Origin of the sequence: uncultured Tateyamaria sp. (assembly GCF_947488715.1) — a bacterium.
GTDB lineage: Bacteria > Pseudomonadota > Alphaproteobacteria > Rhodobacterales > Rhodobacteraceae > Tateyamaria.
In genome coordinates this window covers 80,472-103,642 of sequence record NZ_CANLAG010000008.1, presented here as the reverse complement: position 1 = coordinate 103,642, position 23,171 = coordinate 80,472, and the positions used below count along the sequence as shown (strand labels likewise).

General features: G+C 62.2%; 21 protein-coding genes. 5 read left to right on the top strand and 16 right to left on the bottom strand.

The window, feature by feature from the left end:
• Positions 1 to 147: 147 nt before the first annotated feature.
• From Q0936_RS17150 to Q0936_RS17130, 5 genes are read right to left on the bottom strand one after another with little or no spacing between them, the layout of a single operon-like run.
• The gene (locus tag Q0936_RS17150) at positions 148 to 1,152 is read right to left on the bottom strand and encodes a Gfo/Idh/MocA family oxidoreductase (RefSeq protein WP_299293896.1); all 1,005 of its coding nucleotides are present in this window, start codon (positions 1,150 to 1,152) and stop codon (positions 148 to 150) included.
• On the bottom strand, positions 1,149 to 2,330 hold the full coding sequence (gene uxuA, locus Q0936_RS17145) for a mannonate dehydratase (protein WP_299293893.1): 1,182 nt from the start codon (positions 2,328 to 2,330) through the stop codon (positions 1,149 to 1,151). The genes Q0936_RS17150 and uxuA overlap by 4 nt, the downstream gene beginning before the upstream one ends.
• Entirely contained in the window at positions 2,327 to 3,370 is a 1,044-nt protein-coding gene (locus Q0936_RS17140) for a Gfo/Idh/MocA family oxidoreductase (protein ID WP_299293890.1), read from the bottom strand. Before Q0936_RS17140 ends, uxuA begins: the two co-directional genes overlap by 4 nt.
• Positions 3,367 to 4,374, bottom strand: a complete 1,008-nt coding sequence (locus Q0936_RS17135) for a Gfo/Idh/MocA family oxidoreductase (protein WP_299293887.1) — start codon at positions 4,372 to 4,374, stop codon at positions 3,367 to 3,369. Before Q0936_RS17135 ends, Q0936_RS17140 begins: the two co-directional genes overlap by 4 nt.
• Positions 4,365 to 5,408, bottom strand: a complete 1,044-nt coding sequence (locus tag Q0936_RS17130; RefSeq protein WP_299293884.1) for a Gfo/Idh/MocA family oxidoreductase — start codon at positions 5,406 to 5,408, stop codon at positions 4,365 to 4,367. Before Q0936_RS17130 ends, Q0936_RS17135 begins: the two co-directional genes overlap by 10 nt.
• Positions 5,409 to 5,497: 89 nt before the next feature.
• Between Q0936_RS17130 and uxaC the strand changes: the two genes are divergently transcribed.
• Together uxaC and Q0936_RS17120 are read left to right on the top strand one after the other, a co-directional pair.
• The gene (uxaC, locus tag Q0936_RS17125; protein ID WP_299293881.1) at positions 5,498 to 6,853 is read left to right on the top strand and encodes a glucuronate isomerase; all 1,356 of its coding nucleotides are present in this window, start codon (positions 5,498 to 5,500) and stop codon (positions 6,851 to 6,853) included.
• Between the two features lie 3 nt (positions 6,854 to 6,856).
• Positions 6,857 to 8,047, top strand: a complete 1,191-nt coding sequence (locus tag Q0936_RS17120; protein ID WP_299293877.1) for a mannitol dehydrogenase family protein — start codon at positions 6,857 to 6,859, stop codon at positions 8,045 to 8,047.
• Here Q0936_RS17120 and Q0936_RS17115 read toward each other — a convergent pair.
• From Q0936_RS17115 to Q0936_RS17075, 9 genes are all read right to left on the bottom strand, one after another.
• The gene (locus Q0936_RS17115; RefSeq protein ID WP_299293875.1) at positions 8,044 to 8,925 is read right to left on the bottom strand and encodes a sugar kinase; all 882 of its coding nucleotides are present in this window, start codon (positions 8,923 to 8,925) and stop codon (positions 8,044 to 8,046) included. The two genes, Q0936_RS17120 and Q0936_RS17115, sit on opposite strands and share 4 nt — an antisense overlap.
• Positions 8,922 to 9,815, bottom strand: coding sequence for a DMT family transporter (locus tag Q0936_RS17110; protein ID WP_299293873.1), 894 nt, complete (start codon positions 9,813 to 9,815; stop codon positions 8,922 to 8,924). Before Q0936_RS17110 ends, Q0936_RS17115 begins: the two co-directional genes overlap by 4 nt.
• Positions 9,816 to 9,829: 14 nt before the next feature.
• Positions 9,830 to 10,717: an NAD(P)-dependent oxidoreductase gene (locus Q0936_RS17105; protein ID WP_299293870.1), complete on the bottom strand. Its 888-nt coding sequence runs from the start codon at positions 10,715 to 10,717 to the stop codon at positions 9,830 to 9,832.
• Positions 10,714 to 11,616 (bottom strand): phytanoyl-CoA dioxygenase family protein, encoded by a 903-nt coding sequence (locus Q0936_RS17100; RefSeq protein ID WP_299293867.1) that lies wholly within the window; start codon positions 11,614 to 11,616, stop codon positions 10,714 to 10,716. The genes Q0936_RS17105 and Q0936_RS17100 overlap by 4 nt, the downstream gene beginning before the upstream one ends.
• Positions 11,616 to 13,115 (bottom strand): UxaA family hydrolase, encoded by a 1,500-nt coding sequence (locus tag Q0936_RS17095; RefSeq protein ID WP_299293864.1) that lies wholly within the window; start codon positions 13,113 to 13,115, stop codon positions 11,616 to 11,618. Before Q0936_RS17095 ends, Q0936_RS17100 begins: the two co-directional genes overlap by 1 nt.
• A 3-nt stretch (positions 13,116 to 13,118) precedes the next feature.
• Entirely contained in the window at positions 13,119 to 14,063 is a 945-nt protein-coding gene (locus Q0936_RS17090) for a phytanoyl-CoA dioxygenase family protein (RefSeq protein ID WP_299293861.1), read from the bottom strand.
• Between the two features lie 9 nt (positions 14,064 to 14,072).
• Positions 14,073 to 15,794: a TRAP transporter large permease subunit gene (locus Q0936_RS17085; protein WP_299293858.1), complete on the bottom strand. Its 1,722-nt coding sequence runs from the start codon at positions 15,792 to 15,794 to the stop codon at positions 14,073 to 14,075.
• A gap of 3 nt (positions 15,795 to 15,797) precedes the next feature.
• Complete coding sequence (locus Q0936_RS17080) at positions 15,798 to 16,646, bottom strand: TRAP transporter small permease (RefSeq protein WP_299146073.1); 849 nt, start codon at positions 16,644 to 16,646, stop codon at positions 15,798 to 15,800.
• Positions 16,647 to 16,735: 89 nt separating this feature from the next.
• Positions 16,736 to 17,761 carry a TRAP transporter substrate-binding protein gene (locus Q0936_RS17075; RefSeq protein WP_299146074.1) on the bottom strand — a complete coding sequence of 342 codons (1,026 nt, stop codon included), beginning with the start codon at positions 17,759 to 17,761 and terminating at the stop codon, positions 16,736 to 16,738.
• A gap of 200 nt (positions 17,762 to 17,961) precedes the next feature.
• Here Q0936_RS17075 and Q0936_RS17070 point away from each other — a divergent pair, with 200 nt between their 5' ends.
• Positions 17,962 to 18,618 (top strand): GntR family transcriptional regulator, encoded by a 657-nt coding sequence (locus tag Q0936_RS17070; RefSeq protein WP_299146075.1) that lies wholly within the window; start codon positions 17,962 to 17,964, stop codon positions 18,616 to 18,618.
• Positions 18,619 to 18,647: 29 nt separating this feature from the next.
• On the opposite strand, the gene denD is transcribed toward Q0936_RS17070, so the two are convergent.
• Both denD and Q0936_RS17060 read right to left on the bottom strand, forming a co-directional pair.
• Positions 18,648 to 19,619 carry a D-erythronate dehydrogenase gene (denD, locus tag Q0936_RS17065; protein ID WP_299293853.1) on the bottom strand — a complete coding sequence of 324 codons (972 nt, stop codon included), beginning with the start codon at positions 19,617 to 19,619 and terminating at the stop codon, positions 18,648 to 18,650.
• A complete protein-coding gene (locus tag Q0936_RS17060) occupies positions 19,616 to 20,509 on the bottom strand; it encodes an NAD(P)-dependent oxidoreductase (protein ID WP_299293999.1) in 894 nt (297 codons plus the stop codon). The genes denD and Q0936_RS17060 overlap by 4 nt, the downstream gene beginning before the upstream one ends.
• Positions 20,510 to 20,607: 98 nt before the next feature.
• Between Q0936_RS17060 and Q0936_RS17055 the strand changes: the two genes are divergently transcribed.
• Positions 20,608 to 21,351 carry an SDR family oxidoreductase gene (locus Q0936_RS17055; protein ID WP_299146078.1) on the top strand — a complete coding sequence of 248 codons (744 nt, stop codon included), beginning with the start codon at positions 20,608 to 20,610 and terminating at the stop codon, positions 21,349 to 21,351.
• Positions 21,348 to 23,147 (top strand): IlvD/Edd family dehydratase, encoded by a 1,800-nt coding sequence (locus Q0936_RS17050; protein ID WP_299293850.1) that lies wholly within the window; start codon positions 21,348 to 21,350, stop codon positions 23,145 to 23,147. Before Q0936_RS17055 ends, Q0936_RS17050 begins: the two co-directional genes overlap by 4 nt.
• The last annotated feature ends 24 nt before the right edge of the window (positions 23,148 to 23,171 follow it).

The window sequence follows — 23,171 nt, the reverse complement described above, 5'->3', positions numbered from 1 at the left end:
CAGCTGCTCCTCTTTGTGGTTCGTTTTCAGGGTGGGGTTTCACGTCATGCGCGGACGCCGAGCAGGTCCAAAAGACACCCCCTGCCCTATCGCGGCGCGCAGTGCGCGCGGGTCCACGCTAGCACAGGATTGCTGCAAAACGAGCGTTTATTCGATGTCCACCGGCGTGCCGGTGCGGGCGGCGGCCTTGATCGCCTCGATCACCTGCACCGCGCGCAATCCGTCCGCCGCAGACACCAGCGGCGCGGCCTTGCCTTCGATCACGTGCGCGAAATGGCCGATCTGCGCAGCAAGCGAATCCGCCAACGGCAGGGGCACGCGCGTCTGATCAATCGGCGCCCACCAATCCGGCCCCTCGGCCTGTGACCATACGGTCAGGTTTGGCAGCGCCAGTGACCCCTGCCGCCCCCCGATCAGATAGGCGGATTGATCCGTCTTGGGATAGGCCGGGTTTTCCCCCGCCGTCAGCTCCCAGCTCCACGGCCCAAGCGCCACGTCCGACAGGTTCAGCGTCCCCAGCGCGCCGCTGGCAAAGCGCAGGATCGCCACGCTCACCTCCTCGGCTTCGGCCTCGCGCACTGCGTTGCTTTCAAAGGCCTGCACCTGCGAAACAGGGCCACACAGGTGCATCAACACATCGACGTCATGGATCAGGTTGATGAACAGCGGCCCGGCCCCCGCCCCCTGCCGCCACGCCGCGTCATAATAGTGGTCCGGCTTGGGCAACCAGCACTGCCCATGCACCGTCGTGATCTGTCCCAAAGCCCCCGAGGTGATGATCTCACGCGCCTTGGCAACGATCGGATTGTGCCGCCGGTGATGCCCGACCAGTACAGGGACACCTGACTGCGCAGACGCCGCCACGATCTCCGCCCCTTCGGCGGCGGTCCCGGTCAGCGGCTTTTCGATCAGCATAGGTGTACCCAGCCCGATCAACTCCATCGCCATGGGCGCATGCAGCGCATTGGGCACGGCAAGGATCACCCCGTCCGACATCCCTGCCAGTTCCGCCAAACTGCCCGCACGTGGCCACGGCCCATCCTCGACCACCGGGTCGAACACCGCCGACAGTTGCACCCCTGGCGCGCGTTCAATGGCGGCGATATGTTGCTTGCCGATCAACCCGGCACCGGCCACCCCAACCCGTATCATGCAAGTGCCGCCATGATGCCGCGCAGCTCAGCCAACCCGCGCATACGGCCGATCAGCGGATAGCCCGGCAGGCTGTCGCGTGTACGGTCCATCAACAATTCCTGCCCATGATCAGGCCGCATTGGGATGGCATGGTCATCACGACCCTCCGCCCGGCGGCGCGCCTCTTCAGCCATCAGCGCGCGCAACGTCGCCACCATATCGGTGTCGCCCTGCAAATGCGGCGCTTCGAAAAAGCTGGCCCGCGATGGGTCCGGGGACGGCAACCGCTTGGTGTTGCGCAGATGGGCAAAGTGAATGCGCGGCCCCAGCCGACGGACAAAGTCAGACGCATCAAATCCGGGATCAACCCCCATGGACCCTGTGCACAGCGTCGCACCATTCGCAGGCGTATCCACTGCTTCGATAATGCGCGCGTAATCATCCGTCGTGGACATGACCCTCGGTAACCCCAACAACGAAAACGGCGGGTCGTCCGGATGGCAACACAGACGCATGCCAAGGCGATCAGCCACCGGTGCCACCTCGGACAAAAAGTCGATCAGGTTCTGCCGTAACCGATCCGCAGTGATACCATCATAGGTCGACAACCGGGCGCGCACATCGTCTAGCGTCCAACCGTCATTGGCCCCCGGAAGGCCCGCAATGATCGTGCGTGTCAAACGCGCCCGTGCGTTTTCATCCAGTGACGCTAAAACCTCTGTCGCTGCTTCGTGCACATCCTCTGGATAGTCGTCCCGCGCATTAGCACGGCCCAGGATGTGCATGTCGAACGCCGCAAAGGTGGGCAAATCGAACAGCATCGCGGTACCACCGTGGGCTTGTGGCGCGCGCATCTCGGTGCGGGTCCAGTCGAGGATCGGCATGAAATTGTAGCACACCGTTTCGATGCCTTCGGCGGCCAGCGCGGCAAGGCTTTCCTTGTACGCATCAAGATGCGCTGCCATGTCTGGCCCTTGGGTCTTGATCGCCTCCGACACGGGCAGGCTTTCGACCACTTCCCAGCGCAAACCAGCTGCCTCGATCAATGTCTTGCGTTCCGCCACAGCCTTGCGTGGCCAGATCTCTCCGGGCGCAAATTGATGCAAGGCGGTGACCACACCAGTCGCGCCCACCTGCGGCAGGTCTGACAATTGTGTCGGGTCATCAGGGCCGAACCAGCGCCAGCATTCGATCATGGTTGCCATCCTTTTGTCATCGGGTGCGTATCTGGCAGAGGCAGTTCAATGCGTGCGCCTGTGCGATGCGATGCATAAATCGCGGTGACCAGCGCAATCGACCTCGCCCCGTCCTCAAATGTAACAGCCTGATTGGCCTCACCGCGCAATGCCTTGGCGATTTCCGCCAGACCACCCACGAAACCTATGGGCGCATCAGCGCAACCCGCTACGATCTTATCCACCTGCGCCTGTTGTGCGGAGTCGCGGGCGTCAAAACGCCATGTACCTTCGGACGGGCTGTACGGGTGCGTATCTGACGTTGCTGTCAGGTGCTCATAGACCAGACGCAACCGCGTTTCATCCGTCGCAGCACCCAGGGTGATCGAACTGGTGGCCAGGCCACCCCCTTCCAGATCAAACAGTATGGCGGCGGTATCCTCGGTCTCGATCGGGTTGATCAACGTCCCCAGCCGCGCGGTCACGCCAGACACCGGCGCCATCACATGTGACAACAGATCGTGCGCATGGATCGCGTGACCCAACACGGCACCCCCCTGCTCTCCGGGCCAGGTGCCGCGCCACGGTATCGCATAATAATCCACGCCACGGTTCCAATGGGTTTCAATCGCCGCCGCCCGAGGCACGCCCAACAGGCCCGCCGCGCGCAATTGCGCCAAAGCGGAAAAGGCGGGTCCAAACCTGTACTGGAACACTGGAAAGACGTGCCGACCTGCGTCTTGCGCTGCTGCACGCATCTCGGCAATCTGGGCCATGGACGTTGCCAGCGGCTTTTCACAGATCACGTGTTTACCGGCTGCAAGTGCTGCAAGGGTGATCGGGACGTGCAAATGCGGAGGCAGACAAATGTCGATCACGTCGACATCCGAAGCCAGTGCATCGTCAATCTCTGTCAGCCCAACGATGTCGCCATCACACAGGGCCGCCAGCCGGTCTGCATCCTGATCCACCAGATGCGTGACTTGGAAATCATCCAGCGCGCGGTAACCGTCCAGATGCTGCGCACCGATGCCGCCGCCCAGAATGGCAACCCGGATCATGCGTCACTCCGTTCGGCCAGAGCCTGTGCGTCCAGCGCCAGTTCCATCACGCGAAAGCAATGCGCCTGCGTCATCGCCGTCTCAGTTCGGTGCGCGATATCATCTGCCAACCGTCCGAAATAGGGCAGGCCCGCGTCGCGCCCATCCAGCACCTCGCATCGGTCTCTATTCACAAGGACAACGCTGTCGGTGCCGTCGCGCCCGCCAACATCGATGTATTTGCGCAGCTCGATATAGCCCTCTGTCCCGAGCAGGGTCAGCCGCCCGTCCCCCCAATTGGGCAGGGCATCGGGCGTATACCAGTCAACCCGGATATACCCGGAGGCGCGGTCAGACCGCAGGCTAAGTTCGCCAAAGTCCTGCAATCCCGCATCGGCTAGGTTCGCATGGTTGGCCACGTGCGCCATTGTCACCTCGGCAGCGTCAGACCCGGTAAAATGCAGGAACTGGTCAATCTGATGCGACGCGATGTCGGTCAAGACGCCGCCGTATCTTTGACGCTCAAAAAACCAGTCGGGCCGTGTCGCACGGTTCAACCGATGCGGCCCCAGACCCGTCGTATGCACAACACGACCAATGGCACCGTCCTGCACCAATTGGTCCGCCAGCGTGACGCTTGGCACCTCGAACCGTTCGGAAAAGTTGATGGACCAGATGCGGCCAGTTTCGGCCACACAGGCCTTGATTTGATCCAGTTGCGCGTGGGTTGTACACCCCGGCTTGTCCGTCATCACGTCGTGGCCCGCCTGCATGGCACGCACCGCAAGCGTGGCACGGTCCGCAGGCACCGCCGACACCAGCGCCAAATCCGCCCCGGCCCCCAAGGTCGCCTCGAGCGTGTCAAAACGCGGCATATCGGGGAACCGTTTCACATAGCCTTCCAATGGCTGCGGATCACCCTCTGTCCAGTACCCCAGACACCGCGCGCCGACGCGCTGCATGTTTTCGGTCATGCCGTAGATGTGGCGGTGGTCCAACCCCAGCGCAATGAAACTCAGGGACATGTGGGTACCTCTTCGGTTGTGCCGCGCCGGGCGGCTTGCTCCATGGCGTGAATGACGGCGTGCACGTGCAGCGCGTCAGAAGGCGGCGCAAGAGGTGGGCGATCATCGCGCAGCGCCGCCGCAAAATCCTCGATCACCGCCTGATGCCACGCATGGGTGAACGCCATCGGATCAGCACCCCCACCCGTTCCCGCATCCGCGGCAGGTGCGCGCGTCTCTGTCGCGCCATCATGCCAGTCGATGCGCAGCGTGTCGCCAGACAGATGCACCTGCGCGCGTGTCGTGGTCAGCGCAATGCTCTCTGTGGTGCCGGGATAGGCGCACGTCGTCGCACTCAGGACACCTGTCGCACCCGATGCAAAACGCAACAGCGCAGATGCAATGTCTTCGGCCTCCATGTGGTGCAGCGGGCTGGTCTGCATCTGCGCCTGAACGCGCGCAACAGGCCCGGCAATCCAAAGCGCGAGATCGAGCGTGTGGATGGCCTGGTTGATCATCACACCACCGCCATCACGGGCATAGCTGCCGCGACCGGGCGCATCGTAATACGCTTGATCCCGCCACCACGGCACCCGAATGTCCACATGGACAATCTCGCCCAGCGCGCCAGTGGCCAAACGCGTCCGCAAATCCTGCGCCGCCGCACGGGTGCGATGCTGGAAACAGAGAGCGAGCGGCACATTGGCCTGCACATAGGTCGCAACAATCCCGCGTGCGGCCTCCAACGTGCGCTCAATCGGTTTCTCCATGAGAGTGGGAATGCCCGCGTGGGCCAGCGCATCCGCAAACGGGGCACGCGCATCGGGTGGCGTGATCAGGATCGCCATATCCGGCTCTGATGCCAACGCCGCCGCACTATCTGTGAACGCAGAAACCGGATGCCCAACCGTCTCGGACGCAGCGGCGCAAAACGCCGACGTTCGGTCAGGGTCGCGACCCAGAACACCACTTAACCGCACACCGTTTCCGGCATCCCGCAATGCACAAACATGGGTCTGGGCAACCATGCCCATCCCGATCAGCAACACGTTCATTCTTGTCCTCCCGATTTGCAGAGTGGCGGCATTTATCACATGCGCCAAGGGGCATTCGTGCTAGTCTGCGCAAAAAGGGAGAGGGCGGAATGGTTCTGAAATTATCGGGTGTCGCAGAAACGCTTTATGCCGGGATAAAGGACGCGCCAATCGTGTCTCCGCATGGGCATTGCGACCCGTCCTGGTTCGCAGATGACACAGCCTTTGCAGACCCGGCAGAGCTGTTGGTGATCCCTGACCACTACGTGTTTCGCATGCTCTATTCGCAAGGGGTTCCGCTGGCCGATCTAGGCATAGGTGTTCCCGCCGAGGACCGCGACCCGCGCGCGATCTTTCGGCTATTTGCATCCCATTGGCACCTCTTTCTCGGCACACCGAGCCGCACCTGGATCACCTATGTTTTGCAAGAAACACTGGGCTGCCCGCATGACCTTGGCCAGGACACGGCCGACGCGGTTTATGACCATGTAGCGACCTGGCTGGCAGCGCTCGAAAACAAGCCGCGCAGCCTCTTTGAACGGTTCGGGATCGAATTGCTTGCCACAACCGATGCCGCACTCGACGATCTGCACCATCACGCAGCAATCCGCGACAGCGGCTGGACCGGGCGCGTGGTGCCGACCTTTCGACCGGACGCAGTGCTGGACCCCCACGCTCCGGGATGGACGGCATCAATCACGGCACTGGGTGCGATGACGAACACGGATACGGGGACGTTCGACGGATTCCTGACAGCCTTGCGCGCACGCCGCGCCGCGTTTAGGACAATGGGCGCAACCGCCACGGATCACGCCATCGAAGACCCGCAAACCATATGGCTCGATGATCCGGCTGCCGTGTTTAACCGCCTACGCGCGGGTGACCTGACCGAGGCTGCGGCGTTCCACGGCCATATGCTGATCGAAATGGCACAAATGTCGCTGGAAGACGGGCTGGTCATGCAACTGCACGCCGGCAGCCGCCGCAACACCAATCGCGCGGTGCTTGACCAGTTTGGACGCGACAAAGGCGCGGACATCCCCGTCGCTGTGGACTGGGTCCGCGGGCTAGAGCCGTTGCTGAACCGTGTGGGCAATGACCCGCGCCTGACGCTGATCCTCTTTACCTTGGACGAAACGACCTATGCGCGCGAATTGGCCCCGATGGCCGGGCACTGGCCCTGCCTGCGAATTGGCCCGCCCTGGTGGTTCCACGACAGCGCGGCAGGCATCGCTCGCTATCTGGACCAGGTTGTCGAAACGGCGGGCTATTGGAACCTTGCCGGGTTCAACGACGACACGCGGGCCTTTCTGTCGATCCCCGCGCGTCACGATCTGTGGCGACGCGCCGTTGCTGTTCACCTCGATGCGCAGGTCGCGCGCGGGTATTTCGACACCTCAACCGCCGCCGAGATTGCCGGGCTTCTGGCCACCGATCTGGCGCGCAGCACATACAGGTTGGACTAGACCATGCCACGCATTCTACACCTTGGCGTCGGCAACTTCTTTCGCGCGCATCAGGCGGACTATACGCAATCCAGCCCCGGCTGGCGCATCACCGGCGTCAGTTTTCGCAGCCCGACCATACGCGACGGTCTGGCGGCGCAGGACTATGGCTACACTCTGTTGATCAAGGATCGCAGCGGCAGCACATTGCGCAAGATCGACGTGCTGGACCGGATGCTCGTGGTGCCCGAAAACCCTGATAGCCTGATTGGCGCCATTGCCGACCCCGACGTCGCAGTGATCACAGTAACCGTGACCGAGAAAGGGTATCACCTCGGCCCGGACGGCAAGCTGGACACGCAAGCCGACGCCGTGCGCAGCGACCTGAACGGGGGCGCTTTGACGCCCGTGGGCGCGTTGGCCCGTGGGCTCGCCCGACGCACAACACCGGTGACGGTTCTGTCCTGTGACAACCTGCCGAACAATGGCCCCAAGCTGCAATCCGCCGTCATCGACTTTGCGCGCCTTGTCGGGCTGACCATCACCGCACCGGTGACATTCCCCGCGTCCATGGTTGACCGGATCACACCCGCCACCACCGACACCATCCGCGCCGAAGCGTCAGACCCGATGGCCGTCCCCACCGAAGCGTTCAGCGAATGGGTGATCCAAGACGACTTTGCCGCCGCACGACCCGACTGGCCCGGCGCGCAATGGGTGCAAGACGTTGAACCCCATGAAATGCGCAAGCTGCGGATGCTGAACGGCGCGCATTCATTCCTCGCCTATGCTGGCACTCTGCGTGGCCATACCTATGTCCACGAGGCAATCGCGGATCCGACCCTGCGCAATACGGCCCGCACACTGATGCAAGAGGCGGCGGCGACACTGCCCGATGCCGTGCGTGCGCAGGCGGAGAGTTACGCCGACGCGCTGCTGGACCGGTTCGAGAACCCCGCGCTGCATCACCGGCTGCGCCAGATCGCGATGGATGGCAGCCAAAAGATGCCCATACGGATCGTCGACACCCTGCGCCAGCGCAAAGGACAAAACAGCCCAGCCCTGGCCGCGGCCATCGACGCCTGGTGCGACTTTGTCAGAACAGAGGTCGCAGACGGGCGCACGCTGGATGATCCCATGGCGTCCGACCTGCAATCCGCATGCGGCACCGCTGATCCCGGTGCCGCGCTCAAGGCAGTGATCGGCGCACCCTAGCGTGGCAGGATCGCCCCCTTGTGACCAATGACCTTGGAGGCGAGGTTATGCCCCGCCTTCAACGCCTCGGCCTGTGACCCTCCGGTCAACAGCGCACCCAGATAGCCACCGTTGAAACTGTCCCCGGCGGCGGTGGTGTCGACAACCGTCTCGGCAGCGGCATATGGATGTTCTGACCCGGTCTTGAGACACAGCGGCCCCGACGCGCCTCGTTTCAGAGCGCCAGTGCGCTCCATCATGCGAAACCGCATGGCGATGGTTTTGTCATCTTCGCCGGTCAATGCCTGTTCATCGTCAATCGACGGCAAGGCGATGTCAGTCAGCGACCAGATCGCAGCATTGGCGGCAATCGCCGTGTCCTGATCAATCCACAACTGCGGACGATAGTTGCTATCATAGCAGACCCGCCCACCCTTTTTGCGGAACCCCTGCAGGAACCGCATCAGCGCCGTTCGGATCCCCGCCGACATGATGGCCAGCGTGATCCCCGACAAGTACAGAACGTCATAGCCTTCAAGCCCGCTGAAATCCGCGCCCTGATCCGTCGCGAACATGCGCCGCGCGGCGGAACTGTCGCGCCAATAGCTGAACGACCGCTCCCCCGCGTCGTCGGTGGTGATGGCATAAAGGCCCGGCATCCGCTCCGGATCGCGCTCGATATTGCCTGTCCCAATCCACTCCGACCGAATGAACTTTTCGATCTGATCGGAAAACTGGTCCGTGCCCAACCGCGTGATGTAATCCACCTCGATCTCCGGCGCGGACCGTTTCAGATAGATCGCCGTGTTCAGAGTATCCCCCGCCACGCCCACCTTGGCCGCGGTCGCACCGTCCATCGACAGCTCGACCATCGCCTCGCCGATCGCTCCAACTTTCATGGCAATTCCTTTCGCGCCGTGCGCCGCCAGATGATCAGTCCGGACACCACAATGATCGACGCCCCAAGCAGCGTCCACTGGTCCGGTACATCATTGAAAACCACATAACTCGCAACCGCGAGATACAACAGGAAACTATAGGTGTAAGGCATCAGCGTGTTGGCCGGCGCGTAGGTATGCGCCCGCGAGAAAATCTCGTGCCCGGCCCACCCGGCAATCCCCAACCCAATCAACAGCCCCCATTCCAGCCCGCTGGCCGGAGGCACCCAGACCCAAACCGCAAACGGCGCCAGCGTCAGCGCACCAAAGGCGCCCATGTAGAACTGCATCGTCTCGGCGGCGACCACGCCCGCAATCTTGCGCGTGATGATCGAGTACAGCGCCAGCGAAAACGCATTGTAGACGTTGAGCAGCGCAATCCAGTGAAACGCCGCATCAAAGGGCCGGATCACCACCAGCACGCCCATGAACCCCAGAATGATCGCAAACCACCGCCACGGCCCCACCCGTTCGCCCAAAAGCGGCCAGCTCAGCGCGCAAACGATGATCGGGGCCGAGAACATGATCGACCCGGTCACCGTCAGCGACAGGTAGTTCAACGTGATAAAGTTGAACAATGTGGCCGAAGCCAGCAGGAACCCCCGCGCCAAAACGAGGCCCAGGTGATCGGTCTGAAAACTCGACCAACTGACCCCCTGCCGCAGCACCAAAAGGGTTGAGATGACGAAATGCGGCGCATAGCGCATGAACGCCAACTGAAACGCAGGCAGCCCGGCCAGCACCAGCCACTTCACCGACGTGTCGATGACGCTGAAAAAGGCATAGGCCGCCAGCGTCATAACGATGCCCAGCGCGGCGCGGTCCTGTTGTGGATGTGCCGCGATGGCCATCAATTTGACCCCAGCTATTTTTTGAAGCGGTCGGCGTAGTAGTCGACCATTTGCGACACCATGTCGTCGGCGCGCCCGTTGTCGCGCGCATCGCTCAGCGCGCCCAGCGCACATTTCGACATGACAGACTCTGCGCCCGCATCCGACGCCATTTGTGCGTAGTATCCGACATCCTTGGCTGCGTTCTTGATGGCAAAGGCCAGTTGGTTCGGGTCACCGTCCACACCGTAGCCTTTGACGAAATCCATCATCCCGGACTTGAGCGGCCCCGCCGCCATCACGTCATAGGCCTGCTGCCGGTCGACGCCCATGACATCCGCCATGGCAAAGGCTTCGGCCATGGCATTGGCGACAGTCATGCCGAAAAAGTTGTTGATCAGCTTGATCGTATGCCCGGACCCCAGCGCGCCCAGATGGAACACGTTCTCGCCCAGATCATCCAGCACCGGGCGCACAGTGGCAAAGGCACCCTCGTCTCCCGAACACATGATATTCAGCAGCCCATCGACCGCATGGGACGGGGTCCGCCCCAAGGGCGCATCCAGGTAATGCCCGCCCGCTGCAGCGACCTCTTCACCCAGCGTCCGTGTGGACCCCGGCAGGGACGTGCCGAAATCAATCACCACCGCACCGGGTTTCAGGCCCGCGATCACACCATCATCGCCCCGCATCCGCGCCTCGACATTGGCAGAGGTGTCCATGCACAGCATCACGATATCGCTCGCCTCGGCCAAGGCCTTGGCAGTCGTGACCTCTGCCGCCCCGCGTTCCACAGCGCGGTCCACATAGGTGCGCGTCCGGTTCGCGACCACCGTCAGGCCATAGCCCTGATCCTGCAACCGCCCCACCATGGCGCCGCCCATCAGGCCCAGGCCGATAAATCCGATTGTTGGCTTGCTCATCTGTCGTTTCCTTTTCCGGGAATGGTATCAAAGGCGCGTGTTTTCAGCCCCTTCTGGATTTCATAGATCGAGATCGGCACATCCGGCTGTGGTTGCGGAATGCGGATCGGAATGTCCTTGAGGCGCGGCGTCAGCGTCGGCTCACCGCACAGCATGCGGGTGTTGTAGTCTTCGATACCGTCCCATTTCGTCATGCTGCCCATGATCGGAAACGCATCCGCCGCCATCATCTCATAAAACAGAATGCGCCGCGCTCGGTCGCTGGTGTTCAGAGCGGACCCATGCACGATCCGCCCGTGATGGATGCTGACCGACCCCGCAGGCCCCGTCAGGGCCACCGCATCCGCCGGGTTCAGCCCGTTCTCCTCGGGCAGCATCGCACCGGCAAACACGCCGTCCACATGGTGATCGAACACCGGCCCTTTGTGCGATCCCGGATACACCATCAGCGGCCCGTTTTCCTCGGCCATGTCGTCGATGCAAATGCCAATGGCCAGAATGTCGTCATTGGTGTGAGGATAGAACGCATAGTCCTGATGCCATTCCACCGCCGCGCCGTAACCCGCTGATTTCATGTTCAGCTTTGTGGTGTGCAGCCGCAGGTCCGGCCCGATCAGGTCACGCGCAGGGTCCAACACATGATCCGAATACATCAGCTCCCGCACCACATCAGAAATCATATGCGGCAGCTTGATCCGCCGCAGGCGCGGGTCGTCGGCGGTATGGCTGTCCTCCAGATCCAGACGCTCATTGCTTGTGGTCATCGTCGCCGCTTCGGCCTCGAACCGGGTGATCTCGTCCCTTATCTTTTGCAACCAGTCGGGCGGGATCTGGTTTTCGACCAGAAGAAAGCCGTGTTCCTCGAACTGCGCCTTTTGTGCGGGAGTCAGACACTCCATCACATCACCGCCCCGATCTGCCAGGGCACGAACTCGTAGTCGCCCAGCCCCTGCGCCTCGGATTTCGACATCTCGCCCGAGGCCACGCGCAGGAACAGCTCGTAAATCTCGCGACCCTTTTCCTCGAGGCTGACACCGTCCGACAGCATCGCGCCCGCGTTGACGTCCATATCCTCGATCATGCGGCCATACATCTCCGTATTGGTCGCGACCTTGATCGTGGGGGCGGGTTTTGAGCCAAAGGCCGACCCCCGCCCGGTGGTAAAGCACACAAGGTTGCAGCCCCCCGCGATCTGCCCGGTGACGGACGCCGGGTCATATCCGGGCGAGTCCATAAAGGTGAAACCGCGCGCCCGCACGATCTCGGCGTATTTGTAGACACCGGTCAGCGGGGTGGTCCCCCCCTTGGCCGCAGCGCCCAACGACTTTTCAAGGATCGTGGTCAGCCCGCCGGCCTTGTTGCCGGGGCTTGGGTTGTTGTCCATGCTGCCCTTGTTGCGCGCTGTGTAATCCTCCCACCATTTGATCAGACCGATCAGCCGCTCACCCGTTGCCTGATCCACCGCGCGGGCGGTCAGCAGGTGCTCGGCCCCGTAGATCTCGGGCGTTTCGGCCAGCACACCGGTGCCGCCCTGCGCGACCAACAGGTCCGTCGCATATCCCAAGGCGGGGTTCGCCGTGATCCCCGACCACGCATCCGACCCGCCGCATTGCAGCGCGACCTTCAACTCCGACGCCGGACACGGCGTGCGCTGCGCCTGGTTTGCGATGGGCAGCATCGCGGCAACCTTCTCGATCCCCTTCTCGACCGTGCGGCGCAGCCCCGCGACCGACTGGATGTTCATTGTTTGGAACGTTGGCCCTTGTTTCAGGCCCCACGCCTCGAGCAGCCAGTCGATTTGGTTCATCTCGCAGCCCAGCCCAACCATCAGCACCGCCGCGTGGTTGGGATGCGCGGCATAGCCCCACATGACGCGCTGCAACGCCTCGAAGCCGTCACCGCTGTCAGCCATGCCGCAGCCGGTGCCGTGGACGAACGCCACAACCCCGTCGACGTTCGGATAGTCGGCCAACAACTCGGGCGTGAAATGTGCGGCAATCATGCGCGCCGCCGTCGCCGAACAGTTCACCGAGGTGACAATCGCGATGTAGTTCCGCGTGCCCACGGACCCGTTTTCGCGCCGGTAGCCCATGAACGTGTCGGGTGTCCCCGCGGGGACAGGGCGCAGGTTGGTGGCAAATTCATAGGCCACGTCGGTCCCACGGAACGCCACATTGTGCGTGTGCACATGGTCACCCGCCGCGATGTCAGTCGCCGCATATCCGATCACCTGCGCGTATTTGCGGATCGCCTCACCCGTTGCCATGGCGCGCGTCGCGATCTTGTGGCCCGACGGGATCAGCGCGCGCGTCGCCACGCCGTCCACCATCACGCCCACCTCAAGGGCGCGGGTGGCGGTCACCACGGTGTCACTGGGGTCTAGTCGAATGAAATCCATGGCTTACGCGCAGACAGGGCTGTCTGCGTCCCAACGGTGAATAGGAATGTGAGGGGTCATGGCCAGCCGGTCGCGCGCGGCAAACCACGCATCGCGCCAGACGCGCCAGTCGCGCAATTCGGTCTCGGGCGCGGCACGGCTGCGGGCGACAAAGCTGGGGAAATGGTCACGGCCCGTGGGTTGCCCCGTCACGTTGAACCGCAGGTCAAACGACCATCGGAACCCATCCGACAGGTTGGGCAGGGACGCATGTGGCACCAGCGGGTGAAACAGAACCACGCCGCCCGACCGCACCGGCAGCGGCACCGCGCGGCCCGTATCCAGATGCTGGGGCGCAATCGCCGTCTGCACCTGCGGACAATGCGGCAGCAGCCCGTCATCGATGCCCGGTACAACTTGCAAACAACCATTTTCGACCGTGGCATCGGTGATCGCGACCCAGGCGGTGACCATGTCCGTCGTGTCCGCCGTCTCGTGACCCACGCCCCGATCCTGATGCCAGTCGGTGCGCGTGATATGCGCGCGCACCTCGTCCTCGGCCAGTTGAGGCGCAGGCGGTTTGATCCGCACATGCTGGATCGGGTTCGACGTGATCTCGGGTCCGATCAGGCTCTGGACCGCGTCAAGCAGCCGGTCCTGCACCACCAGATCAAAAATCGCAGGACCAAAGTGCATCGGGCAATCGGGCGCAATCTCGTCCCCCGGCAGGCTGATGTCCATTGGCTGAAACCAATCGCACCCGGTGGCATAGGACGCGCTCAGCTTGCCCCAGAAATCCAGACCTGTCCCCGCGGGGACACGCCCCTGCGCGTGCCAATCGGCATAAAGACCATCCAGTAGCTCCGAATATTCCCCCCTCACAGCATCGATGACCAAAGACGGAATGACGTCTTCGATCACCAGATACCCTTGGGTGTTGAACTGCGTGACTTGGACCTCGCTCAGCATGATCCCATCCTAGAGCAGGATCGAAATGATCGGCGGCCAGATCAGCAACACGGACAGCGCAATCAACTGGATCGCAATGAACGGCAGGAACCCTTTAAAGATGTCCGTCAGCGTGATGTGCGGCGGTGCCACCGATTTCAGATAGAACGCCGCAGGACCAAAAGGCGGGCTGAGGAATGACACCTGCATGTTCATACAGAACACCACCCCGAACCAGATCGCCACGTGGCGCGGGTTCAACTCTCCAAAGAGGCCAATCTCGTCCAGCGGCAGTTTCAGCACGATGGGCAGGAAGACCGGAATGATCAGCAACACGATGCCAACCCAATCCATGAACGCACCCATGAACAGCAGGATCAGCATCATGAACAGGATCACAACCATGGTGGGCAGTTCAGACCCCACGATGAAATCCGCCACATAGGTCGGACCGCCCGCAATGGTGTAGGCCCCGGCCAAGGCGGTGGCACCGATGGTCACCCACACAATTGTGCCGGTGGATTTCAGCGTCCGCATCAGCGAATCCCAGACCAATTCGGGCGACGCTTCGCCGCGCAGCACCGCGATCACGAACACAGCCATGGCACCCATGCCAGCCGCCTCGGTGATGCCGGTGATGCCACCATAGATCGACCCCATGACAACGCCGATCACGACGATGGGCGGCACAAGCCCCTTGCCCATCGACCAGCCCAGCGCAGTGCGCGCCCGGCCAAAGACAAAGAACATCAGCGCCATCGAGATGCCAAACATCACTGCGAAATAGCCGATATACTCCGCCGTACCCCAAAAGGCCGCGTCGCCTGTGTTGGCCGCATTCGAGCCTGAGAATTCAAAGAACGACGCGCGCAGGAACAAGGCCGCTGTGAACCCGGCAAAAACCACGTTCATAAAGGCCCCGAACAGCGCCCACTTTTCGCCCCCGCGCGGTTGCGATTCGAGGTCCGCCTGTTCGGCCAGCAGCTCGTCCCGCTCCTGGATTTCCGAAGGGCTCAGGCCACTGCGCGCATCAAAGACGGCGAGTTTCCGGGCGATGGTTTCCTCGGGCAGAGGCGCGTCCTCGGGTTTCAGGGTTGTGCGGATGATGATGTAGATGATGATGAACGACGCCAGCATGAAACCGGGGATAAAGGCGGCGGTGAACAGCGCCTTGATCGAAGTTTCTGTGATCAAACCGTAAATGATGAGAACGATGGACGGCGGGATCATTGTCCCCAAGCTACCAGAGGCACAGATCACCCCGATGGCGAGGTTCTGATTATAGCCCAGCCGCAACATCTGCGGCAGCGCGATCAGGCCCAAGAGGACAACCTCGCCCCCGATGATGCCCGACATCGCGGCCATGATCACAGCCATGATCGACGTCACGATGGCGATGCCACCACGGGTGCGGTTCAGCCAGACGTTCAGGGATGAATACATCTCTTTGGCGATGCCGGACCGTTCCAGCAGGGCCGCCATGAAGATGAAGAGCGGAATGGATATGAGGACGTAACTGGTTAAGACGTCCCCGTATATGCGCTGGGGTAAGATGTTGAGCGGCCCCGAACCGGGTCGCCCGGTCAGCAGTCCCTCACCCCAGAGGCTGGGGTTCATCAGCAGGGCGGGCTCGAACTTCATGAACAGAACCGCGACAGCCATAAAGGCCGAGGCAAAGCCAAGCGGCATACCGATGGCGAGCAGCAGGATCAGGCCCAGCATCAGGACCAGTGAAATTGTACCGACGTCCATGACTTAGTCCCCTGCCACTTGCGCTTTGATGCGCTCAATTTCTTCTTCGTCGAGGTCTTCGCCGCCGTAATGCACCTCGTCCTTGTTCCAGTCCGAGATCAGGTTGACCACGGCCTGCACCGCGACCAGCGACACGATCAGCAGAACCATCGGTTTCATCGTGGCAGGGATCGGCGGGTCAAAGGCGGTGCCGAAGGTTTCCCAGCGGTAGAATTTGTCGAACGCCTCGCCATAGCCGCCGTAGCAGAGGAAAAAGGCAAAGGTCAGGATGCATGTGGTCGAGATCACGTCAAAGATCCGCTGCACCCAACGCGGCACGACATCGTACAGCAGGACAATGCGGATGTGGCTGCGCTGTTGCATGGCATAGAGGCCCGCACACAGGAACACGAACCCGGCGAGCCACAGCGACATCTCGTTGGCCCAGAGCGTCGGCGCCTCGAACACGTAGCGCAGCAGCACCTCGAACAGCATCACACCGGTCAACAACACGATCAGCATCATGGTGACGCGGCCGATGAACACGGCCAGACGGTCGGCGGGCTTCCAGCTTTCGAACTCCATGCCCGCGCGTTGCACGGTGCGGACGCCGAAATAGGCGGTGATGGGGATACCGATCAGGGCAAGCCAGTCAACAATGTCAGCGTAGCCACCAAACAGACCGCCGAGGCCGCCACTGACGTCCACGCGGTTGAACAGGGCCAACAGCTTGTCGAACTGGGACGCATCTGTGGGTGGATAGAATGTGAGGGTAAAGGCAGGCATATGCCAGATCACCCAGCCCGCACATAGAATGAAAGCCAGTGGCACAAGCCATTCGACCGGAGTGCCGGAGCGCACCTGCATCGTCATATCCCCCTGTTTCTTGAAAATCCCGAGCCGGTCTTGCCGTCGCCTTCGGGATGGTTGGGGCCCCGCGCAAGGCAGGACCCCAAGATCGCTTACTCGGACACGAGGCCCAGCTGAGTCAGATAGCTCAGGTGCGCTTCAACCAGAGCCTTGGCTTCTGGTGTGTCGGCGAACTCGGGCCATGTGGCCTGTGCCGCGTTGCGGAACTTCTGCAGCTCATCAGGTGCCCACTGGGACAGCGTCACACCATCGGCGCGCAGTTGAGCAGCCGCTTCGGCGTTCTTCTTCTCGAACGTCAGGGCGGTGCGCAGTGCGAGTGCTTCCATGGCGACCTTCATGATGGTCTGGTGCGCTTCGGGCATCGCGTCGAACACGGCCTTGTTGCACGCGAGGTGATCCGAAGGCATCGAGTGGAAGCCGGGGAAGTTGGCGTACTTGACGATGTCATAGAGACCCAGGCCAACGTTGTTGGCGAGGCCCGATGCGTCCGCACCGTCGATGATGCCTGTTTCCAGAGCGGTAAAGATCTCGGTGAAGTCCATCACGATGGGCGAGGCGCCCAGCTTTTCAAAGATCTTGGTTTCCATGCCGGGGGGCGACCGGAATTTCCAGTCTTTGAAGTCGGCAACCTTTTCGATTGGCTTGGACGAGGCGAAGGATTCCTGGCCGTAGACCCACCAGCCGATCAGCTCCATGCCGTACTTGTTGTACAGAGGTGCCGCCGCTTCACGACCGCCACCGAAATACAGCCAGCTCAGCTGTTGGTAGGGTGTTTCATAGCCACCCATGATGTCGCCCACGAATTGGAACGCGGAGTTCTTGCCGGTCTGATAACCGCCACCGGTCATGTCGCAGTCCAGGATACCTGTCGCAGCCGCGTCAAACGTCTCGACCGATTTCACAACGGACGAGCTGTAGAACATCTCGACCTGGATACCGCCACCGGACATCGTCTGGATGTCTTCGACATACTGTGCGGCCAGCTTGCCCGACACAGTTTCAGGGGCATAGTGCGTTTGGATCCGCAGCTTGGTTTCGGCGTGGCCGTCGGCCATCGCTCCTGTTGCCGCAAGCGTAGCGGCGGCGGCGACACTGGCCGCCTTCTTCATGAATGTCATGTTTTCCTCCCAGACAAACTTGTGTGCGCACGAACAGAGGTCTTGGTTGCCCCGTTTGACGCTCGGTAAAGAAAGGCTATGCGCAGAGGCCCCCGTTCGACAACAAAAAAATGAAATTCGAGGTAATTTCGAGATTTTGATGGAATTTCGAAATTTTGTAACTTACCGTTTCTGCATCACGCTGACCAAGTTGCACTGCCATGTCCTATGATGCCGACATTTTCGAGACCTTGCGCCACAGGCTGATGACGAATGGATTCGAGCATGGGCAAAAGGTGCGGGCAGAGCATTTGCGGCTGGAATTCGGCTGTTCCGCCAGCACGATTCGCGAAGTGTTGTTCCGCCTTTCGACCCTGGGTCTGGTCGAGTTTCGCGAACAGCGCGGGTTCCGTGTGCCGGAGCGGTCGCGCAAGGTTGTGCATGAACTGACCCACATGCGCGTCCTGCTGGAAGCGGAAGGTACGGCGATGTCCATCCGGCTGGGCGGCGTCGCCTGGGAGGCCCGCCTGACCGCCGCACATCACCAACTCAGCCACCTCGAGATGCGTCTGCAATCCGCACCGGATACCGACCCGTTTGTCGATCTATGGTTCGACGCGGAACGGCATTTTCACGAAACACTGATTTCCGCCTGTGGTTCGGATGCGCTGCGTGCGGCGCACCACCAAATCTACTGTCGTTTCCGGCAGCAATTGATGGTCGAGGACCGGCAATTCGACTTTATCTCGAACAACATCAAACACCACCAGCAGATCCTGGATGCCGCCATGTCAGGTGATGAAGCGTTGACGCGCCGGAAAATCCACGACCACCTGGCGCGCCATTTGATCATGCCCGCGGACCTCGAAAGCGTCTAGATTAAGGCGCACCAACATAGCGCACCTGACTACCGGTCGTTCAGGTCCTCTTCGATGTAGACATCGATAATATCGCGGAACGACGCTTCCGCCTTGAACCCCAACGCCGTCGCGCGGTCCGGTGCGAAATTACGCGGCCATCCATCTACGATCTTGGCAATGGCAGGGTTCGGTTCGGGCTTGATCAACGCCACCACATTGTTTCCCGCAACGTCGCGCAGCGCTTCGATCTGTTCGGCAACCGTGCAGGACAGCCCCGGCAGGTTCAGCGCCCGCCGTCCCTCAAGGCGTTCGGTATCCAGCGTGCCCGCATGGGTCAGGAACCCCGCCGCCGACCGGGGCGAGGCATGCCAGTGTCGAACGGTGTCGGCCACCGGCAAAATCGCCTCTTGCCCGTTCAGCGGCTCGCGGATGATGCCGGAAAAGAACGACGACGCGGCGAGGTTCGCCTTACCCGGTCGCACGCAGATCGTCGGCAGGCGCAACGACAGTCCGTCGATGAACCCCTTGCGGCTGAAATCCTGCACCATCAGCTCGCACGCGGCCTTTTGCGCGCCATAGCTGGTCTGCGGCGAGGTCAGGAATTCGTCCCCGATCTTGTCCGGGTAAGGCCCGCCAAACACGGCGATGGAAGAGGTGAACACCACGCGCGGCACATAGGCCCCGCCGGTGGCGCGGTGCTGAGCGCGCAGGGCCTCGAGGAAATGCCACATGGGCAGCATGTTCACCTGCCAACCCAGATCGAAATTGGTCTCGGCCTCGCCCGACACGATAGACGCGAGGAAATAGATCACGTCGAACCGTTCGGCGGCCAGCGCGGCCCCCTCGGCCTGCACCGACAGGTTGCCCACACGCCGGTCCGTGCCGACGCCGCCGTCGGGGAATGCGATGTCGTGCAGGGTCAGCGTGACGGGCGTGCCGTCCAGCCCTTCGGCCTCCAGCTTCTGCGCCAGTTTCTGGCCGACCATGCCGCCGCCACCCAGGATCAGAACACGGGTCATGCGCCGCCCTCCTGCTGGGCCTTGAGTTCAAGGTAGAGGCCCGAGTGATCCCGGTCCGCCCCGTCCATGTGATCCACGAAATGCGCAAATCGGTCCCGGACGCCCTGGGTCATCGGCAGGCTCAGGCCCACTGATTCGGCTTCGCCCAGCACGTTGTCCAAATCCTTGAGCTGGAATTTCGAGAGTCCGCCAGGTTCGAAATTTCCGGTCGTCATGCGTTCGCCGTGCTGTTGCAGGATCACCGAATCGGCGAATCCTCCCTTGAGTGCTGCGCGCAGGGCAGCGGGATCTGCACCGCCTTCTTCGGCCAGCAACATCGCCTCGGCCACCGCGCCGATGGTCACGGCCACGATGGTCTGGTTGCACAATTTCGACAGCTGCCCGGTGCCGGTTGGACCCACATGCACGGGGCGGCCCATCACCCCCAGCACGGGTGCGGCACGGTCGAAGTCCGCCGCCTCACCGCCCGCCATGATCGCCAGCGACGCGGCCTCTGCGCCCTTTGTGCCACCGGACACAGGCGCATCAAGAAAGGCGACGCCCTCGGCCTCGAGCAAGGCGCGGGCATCGCGCGCCTCAGCGGGTTTGGTGGATGACATATCGATCCAAAGCGCCCCGGCGCCCAAGGCCCAGGACACCTCTTTGATCATCGCAAGAACGGTGGGGCCGTCGCTCATCATGGTGATGATGATGTCGGCGTCGGTCACGGCATCTGACGCCTTGGCGACAACCTTTGCCCCATTGGCCGTCAGGGGATCGGCCTTGGCCTGCGTCCGGTTCCAGGCGGTCACAACGACCCCGGCCTGCGCCAGATTGCGCGCCATAGGGAACCCCATCAAACCCGTGCCCAGCAGGGCCACCTTCTCAAACGCCATCGCGTGTCCTCCAATTTGCCGTGACGTCTGGTCAACAGTTCCGCCATGTCCTACGCTAACACCGAACGCAGGTCACGGGCCAGCGCAACACCTGATCAGGATGGGGGGACCACATGGGCCGTTTAGACGGAAAGCGCGCGCTTGTGACCGCGGCAGGCCAAGGGATTGGCCGCGCCAGCGCCGAAGCAATGGCCGCAGAGGGCGCACAGGTCTTTGCCACCGACGTCAACGCTGACTTGCTGGCGGGCATGTCCGACGGCATCGAAACCTTTGCACTCAATGCGATGGACCCGGACAGCATCATCGCAGGCGTCGAACGCGCGGCACCTGACGTGCTGTTCAACTGCGCCGGGTTTGTGCACCACGGTGATGTGATGACGGCGACGGATGACGAATGGGATTTCGCCTTTGACCTCAACGTGCGGTCCATGTTCCGCACAATGCGCGCGGCCCTGCCCGGCATGGTCGAGCGCGGCACCGGATCGATCATCAACATGTCGTCCGCCTGCTCGTCCGTGATCGGCGCGCCCAACCGCTTCATCTACGGCACCACCAAGGCCGCCGTGATCGGCATGACCAAATCCGTGGCCGTCGACTATGTGACCAAGGGCATCCGCTGCAACTGCATCTGCCCCGGCACAGTCGAAAGCCCAAGCTGGCATGACCGCGTCAAAGCACTTGGCGAACAGGTCGGCAGCTACGAAGAAGCCCTCAAACAATTCGTGTCACGCCAGCCCATGGGCCGCGTGGCCACCGCACAGGAAATCGCCAACCTCGTTGTCTATCTCGCCAGCGACGACAGCGGTTTCACCACAGGACATCCCCACATCATCGACGGAGGCTGGTCAGGACAATGACCAAACGCATCGGAATAGAAGATCTACGCTCGCGCAAATGGTTCATGAACCCGGACAACCCGGAGATGACCGCGCTCTACCTGGAACGCTACCTGAACTACGGCCTCACACGTGAGGAACTGCAATCCGGCAAGCCGATCATCGGGATCGCACAGACCGGCAGCGACCTGTCGCCCTGCAACCGCCACCACCTTGAGCTGACCAAGCGGGTGCGCGACGGCATCATCGCGGCGGGCGGCACCTGCATTGAGGTGCCCGTGCACCCCATTCAGGAGACCGGCAAACGCCCCACGGCCATGCTGGACCGCAACCTCGCCTACCTCAGCCTTGTCGAAACGCTCTTTGGCTATCCGCTCGACGGCGTTGTGCTGAACATCGGCTGTGACAAGACCACACCCGCCCTGCTGATGGCCGCCGCCACCGTGAACATCCCCGCCATCGCCCTGTCGGTTGGTCCCATGCTGAACGGCTGGTTCCGGGGTGAGCGTACCGGGTCCGGCACAATCGTCTGGAAGGCCCGCGAAATGCTGGCCGCGGGCGAGATTGACGACGATGGGTTCATGGAACTCGTCGCGTCCTCCGCGCCCTCCGTCGGCTATTGCAACACGATGGGCACGGCCACGACGATGAACTCGCTTGCCGAAGCCCTGGGCATGCAACTGCCCGGCGCTGCCGCCATCCCCGCCCCTTACCGCGAGCGTGGCCAGATCAGTTACGAGACCGGCCGCCGCATCGTCGACATGGTGTGGGAAGACCTGCGCCCCTCCGACATCATGACGCGCGAGGCGTTCGAGAACACGATTGTCATCAACTCCGCCATCGGCGGGTCAACCAACGCGCCGATCCACCTGAACGGCATCGCCAAGCATCTCGACGTGCCGCTGAACAATGACGACTGGCAAAGCGTCGGTCACGAGGTCCCGCTGATCGTGAACATGCAGCCTGCGGGCGAATATCTGGGCGAGGATTACCAACATGCGGGCGGTGTGCCTGCAGTCATTGGCGAATTGATCGCCGCCGACCTGCTGCCGCACCCCGATATCGTCACCGCAAACGGCAAGACCATGCGCGAGAACTGCGGCCACGTCCGGTCCGAGGACACCCGCGTGATCCGCTCCGCCTCTGATCCGCTCAAGGAACATGCCGGGTTCATCAACCTCAAGGGCAACCTCTTTGACAGCGCGATCATGAAGACATCCGTGATCTCGCCCGATTTCCGCGCGCGTTATCTGTCGAACCCCGACGACCCCGAAGCGTTCGAGGGTCGCGCCGTGGTGTTCGACGGGCCAGAGGATTTCCACCACCGCATCGACGATCCGGCGGAGAACATCGACGAAAACTGTATCCTGTTCATGCGCGGCGCAGGCCCCAAGGGCTATCCCGGCGGGGCAGAGGTCGTGAACATGCGCGCGCCCTCCTACCTGCTGAAAAAGGGCATCGACGCGCTGCCCTGCGTCGGTGACGGGCGGCAATCGGGCACCTCCGGCTCGCCCTCCATCCTCAACGCCTCGCCCGAGGCGGCGGATGGCGGCGGTCTGGCCCTGTTGCAAAACGGCGACCGCGTGCGGATCGACCTCAAGAAATGCACGGCCGACATGCTGATCGACGCATCGGAACTGGCGGCACGCTCTGTCGCGCTGGCCGATGCCGGTGGCTTTGGCACGCCAGACAGCCAAAGCCCGTGGCAAGAGATCTTCCGCGACCGCGTCGGCCGCTTTGACGAGGGCATGACCCTGCGCGGGGCGGACGCCTACCAGGATATTTCGCGTCGTCACATGCCACGCGACAACCACTGAATTTCGAGACGAACAAAGGACTTT

Coding starts and splice junctions, on each gene's coding strand:
- Q0936_RS17080 (WP_299146073.1), bottom strand. CDS start 16,646: ATGACGATGCAGGTGCGCTCCGGCACTCCGGTCGAATGGCTTGTGCCA.
- uxaC (WP_299293881.1), top strand. CDS start 5,498: ATGGTTCTGAAATTATCGGGTGTCGCAGAAACGCTTTATGCCGGGATA.
- Q0936_RS17055 (WP_299146078.1), top strand. CDS start 20,608: ATGGGCCGTTTAGACGGAAAGCGCGCGCTTGTGACCGCGGCAGGCCAA.
- Q0936_RS17120 (WP_299293877.1), top strand. CDS start 6,857: ATGCCACGCATTCTACACCTTGGCGTCGGCAACTTCTTTCGCGCGCAT.
- Q0936_RS17090 (WP_299293861.1), bottom strand. CDS start 14,063: ATGCTGAGCGAGGTCCAAGTCACGCAGTTCAACACCCAAGGGTATCTG.
- Q0936_RS17140 (WP_299293890.1), bottom strand. CDS start 3,370: ATGATCCGGGTTGCCATTCTGGGCGGCGGCATCGGTGCGCAGCATCTG.
- Q0936_RS17150 (WP_299293896.1), bottom strand. CDS start 1,152: ATGATACGGGTTGGGGTGGCCGGTGCCGGGTTGATCGGCAAGCAACAT.
- Q0936_RS17135 (WP_299293887.1), bottom strand. CDS start 4,374: ATGTCCCTGAGTTTCATTGCGCTGGGGTTGGACCACCGCCACATCTAC.
- Q0936_RS17050 (WP_299293850.1), top strand. CDS start 21,348: ATGACCAAACGCATCGGAATAGAAGATCTACGCTCGCGCAAATGGTTC.
- Q0936_RS17110 (WP_299293873.1), bottom strand. CDS start 9,815: ATGGCCATCGCGGCACATCCACAACAGGACCGCGCCGCGCTGGGCATC.
- denD (WP_299293853.1), bottom strand. CDS start 19,619: ATGACCCGTGTTCTGATCCTGGGTGGCGGCGGCATGGTCGGCCAGAAA.
- Q0936_RS17070 (WP_299146075.1), top strand. CDS start 17,962: ATGTCCTATGATGCCGACATTTTCGAGACCTTGCGCCACAGGCTGATG.
- Q0936_RS17130 (WP_299293884.1), bottom strand. CDS start 5,408: ATGAACGTGTTGCTGATCGGGATGGGCATGGTTGCCCAGACCCATGTT.
- Q0936_RS17115 (WP_299293875.1), bottom strand. CDS start 8,925: ATGAAAGTTGGAGCGATCGGCGAGGCGATGGTCGAGCTGTCGATGGAC.
- Q0936_RS17100 (WP_299293867.1), bottom strand. CDS start 11,616: ATGGAGTGTCTGACTCCCGCACAAAAGGCGCAGTTCGAGGAACACGGC.
- Q0936_RS17105 (WP_299293870.1), bottom strand. CDS start 10,717: ATGAGCAAGCCAACAATCGGATTTATCGGCCTGGGCCTGATGGGCGGC.
- Q0936_RS17095 (WP_299293864.1), bottom strand. CDS start 13,115: ATGGATTTCATTCGACTAGACCCCAGTGACACCGTGGTGACCGCCACC.
- Q0936_RS17075 (WP_299146074.1), bottom strand. CDS start 17,761: ATGACATTCATGAAGAAGGCGGCCAGTGTCGCCGCCGCCGCTACGCTT.
- Q0936_RS17085 (WP_299293858.1), bottom strand. CDS start 15,794: ATGGACGTCGGTACAATTTCACTGGTCCTGATGCTGGGCCTGATCCTG.
- uxuA (WP_299293893.1), bottom strand. CDS start 2,330: ATGATCGAATGCTGGCGCTGGTTCGGCCCTGATGACCCGACACAATTG.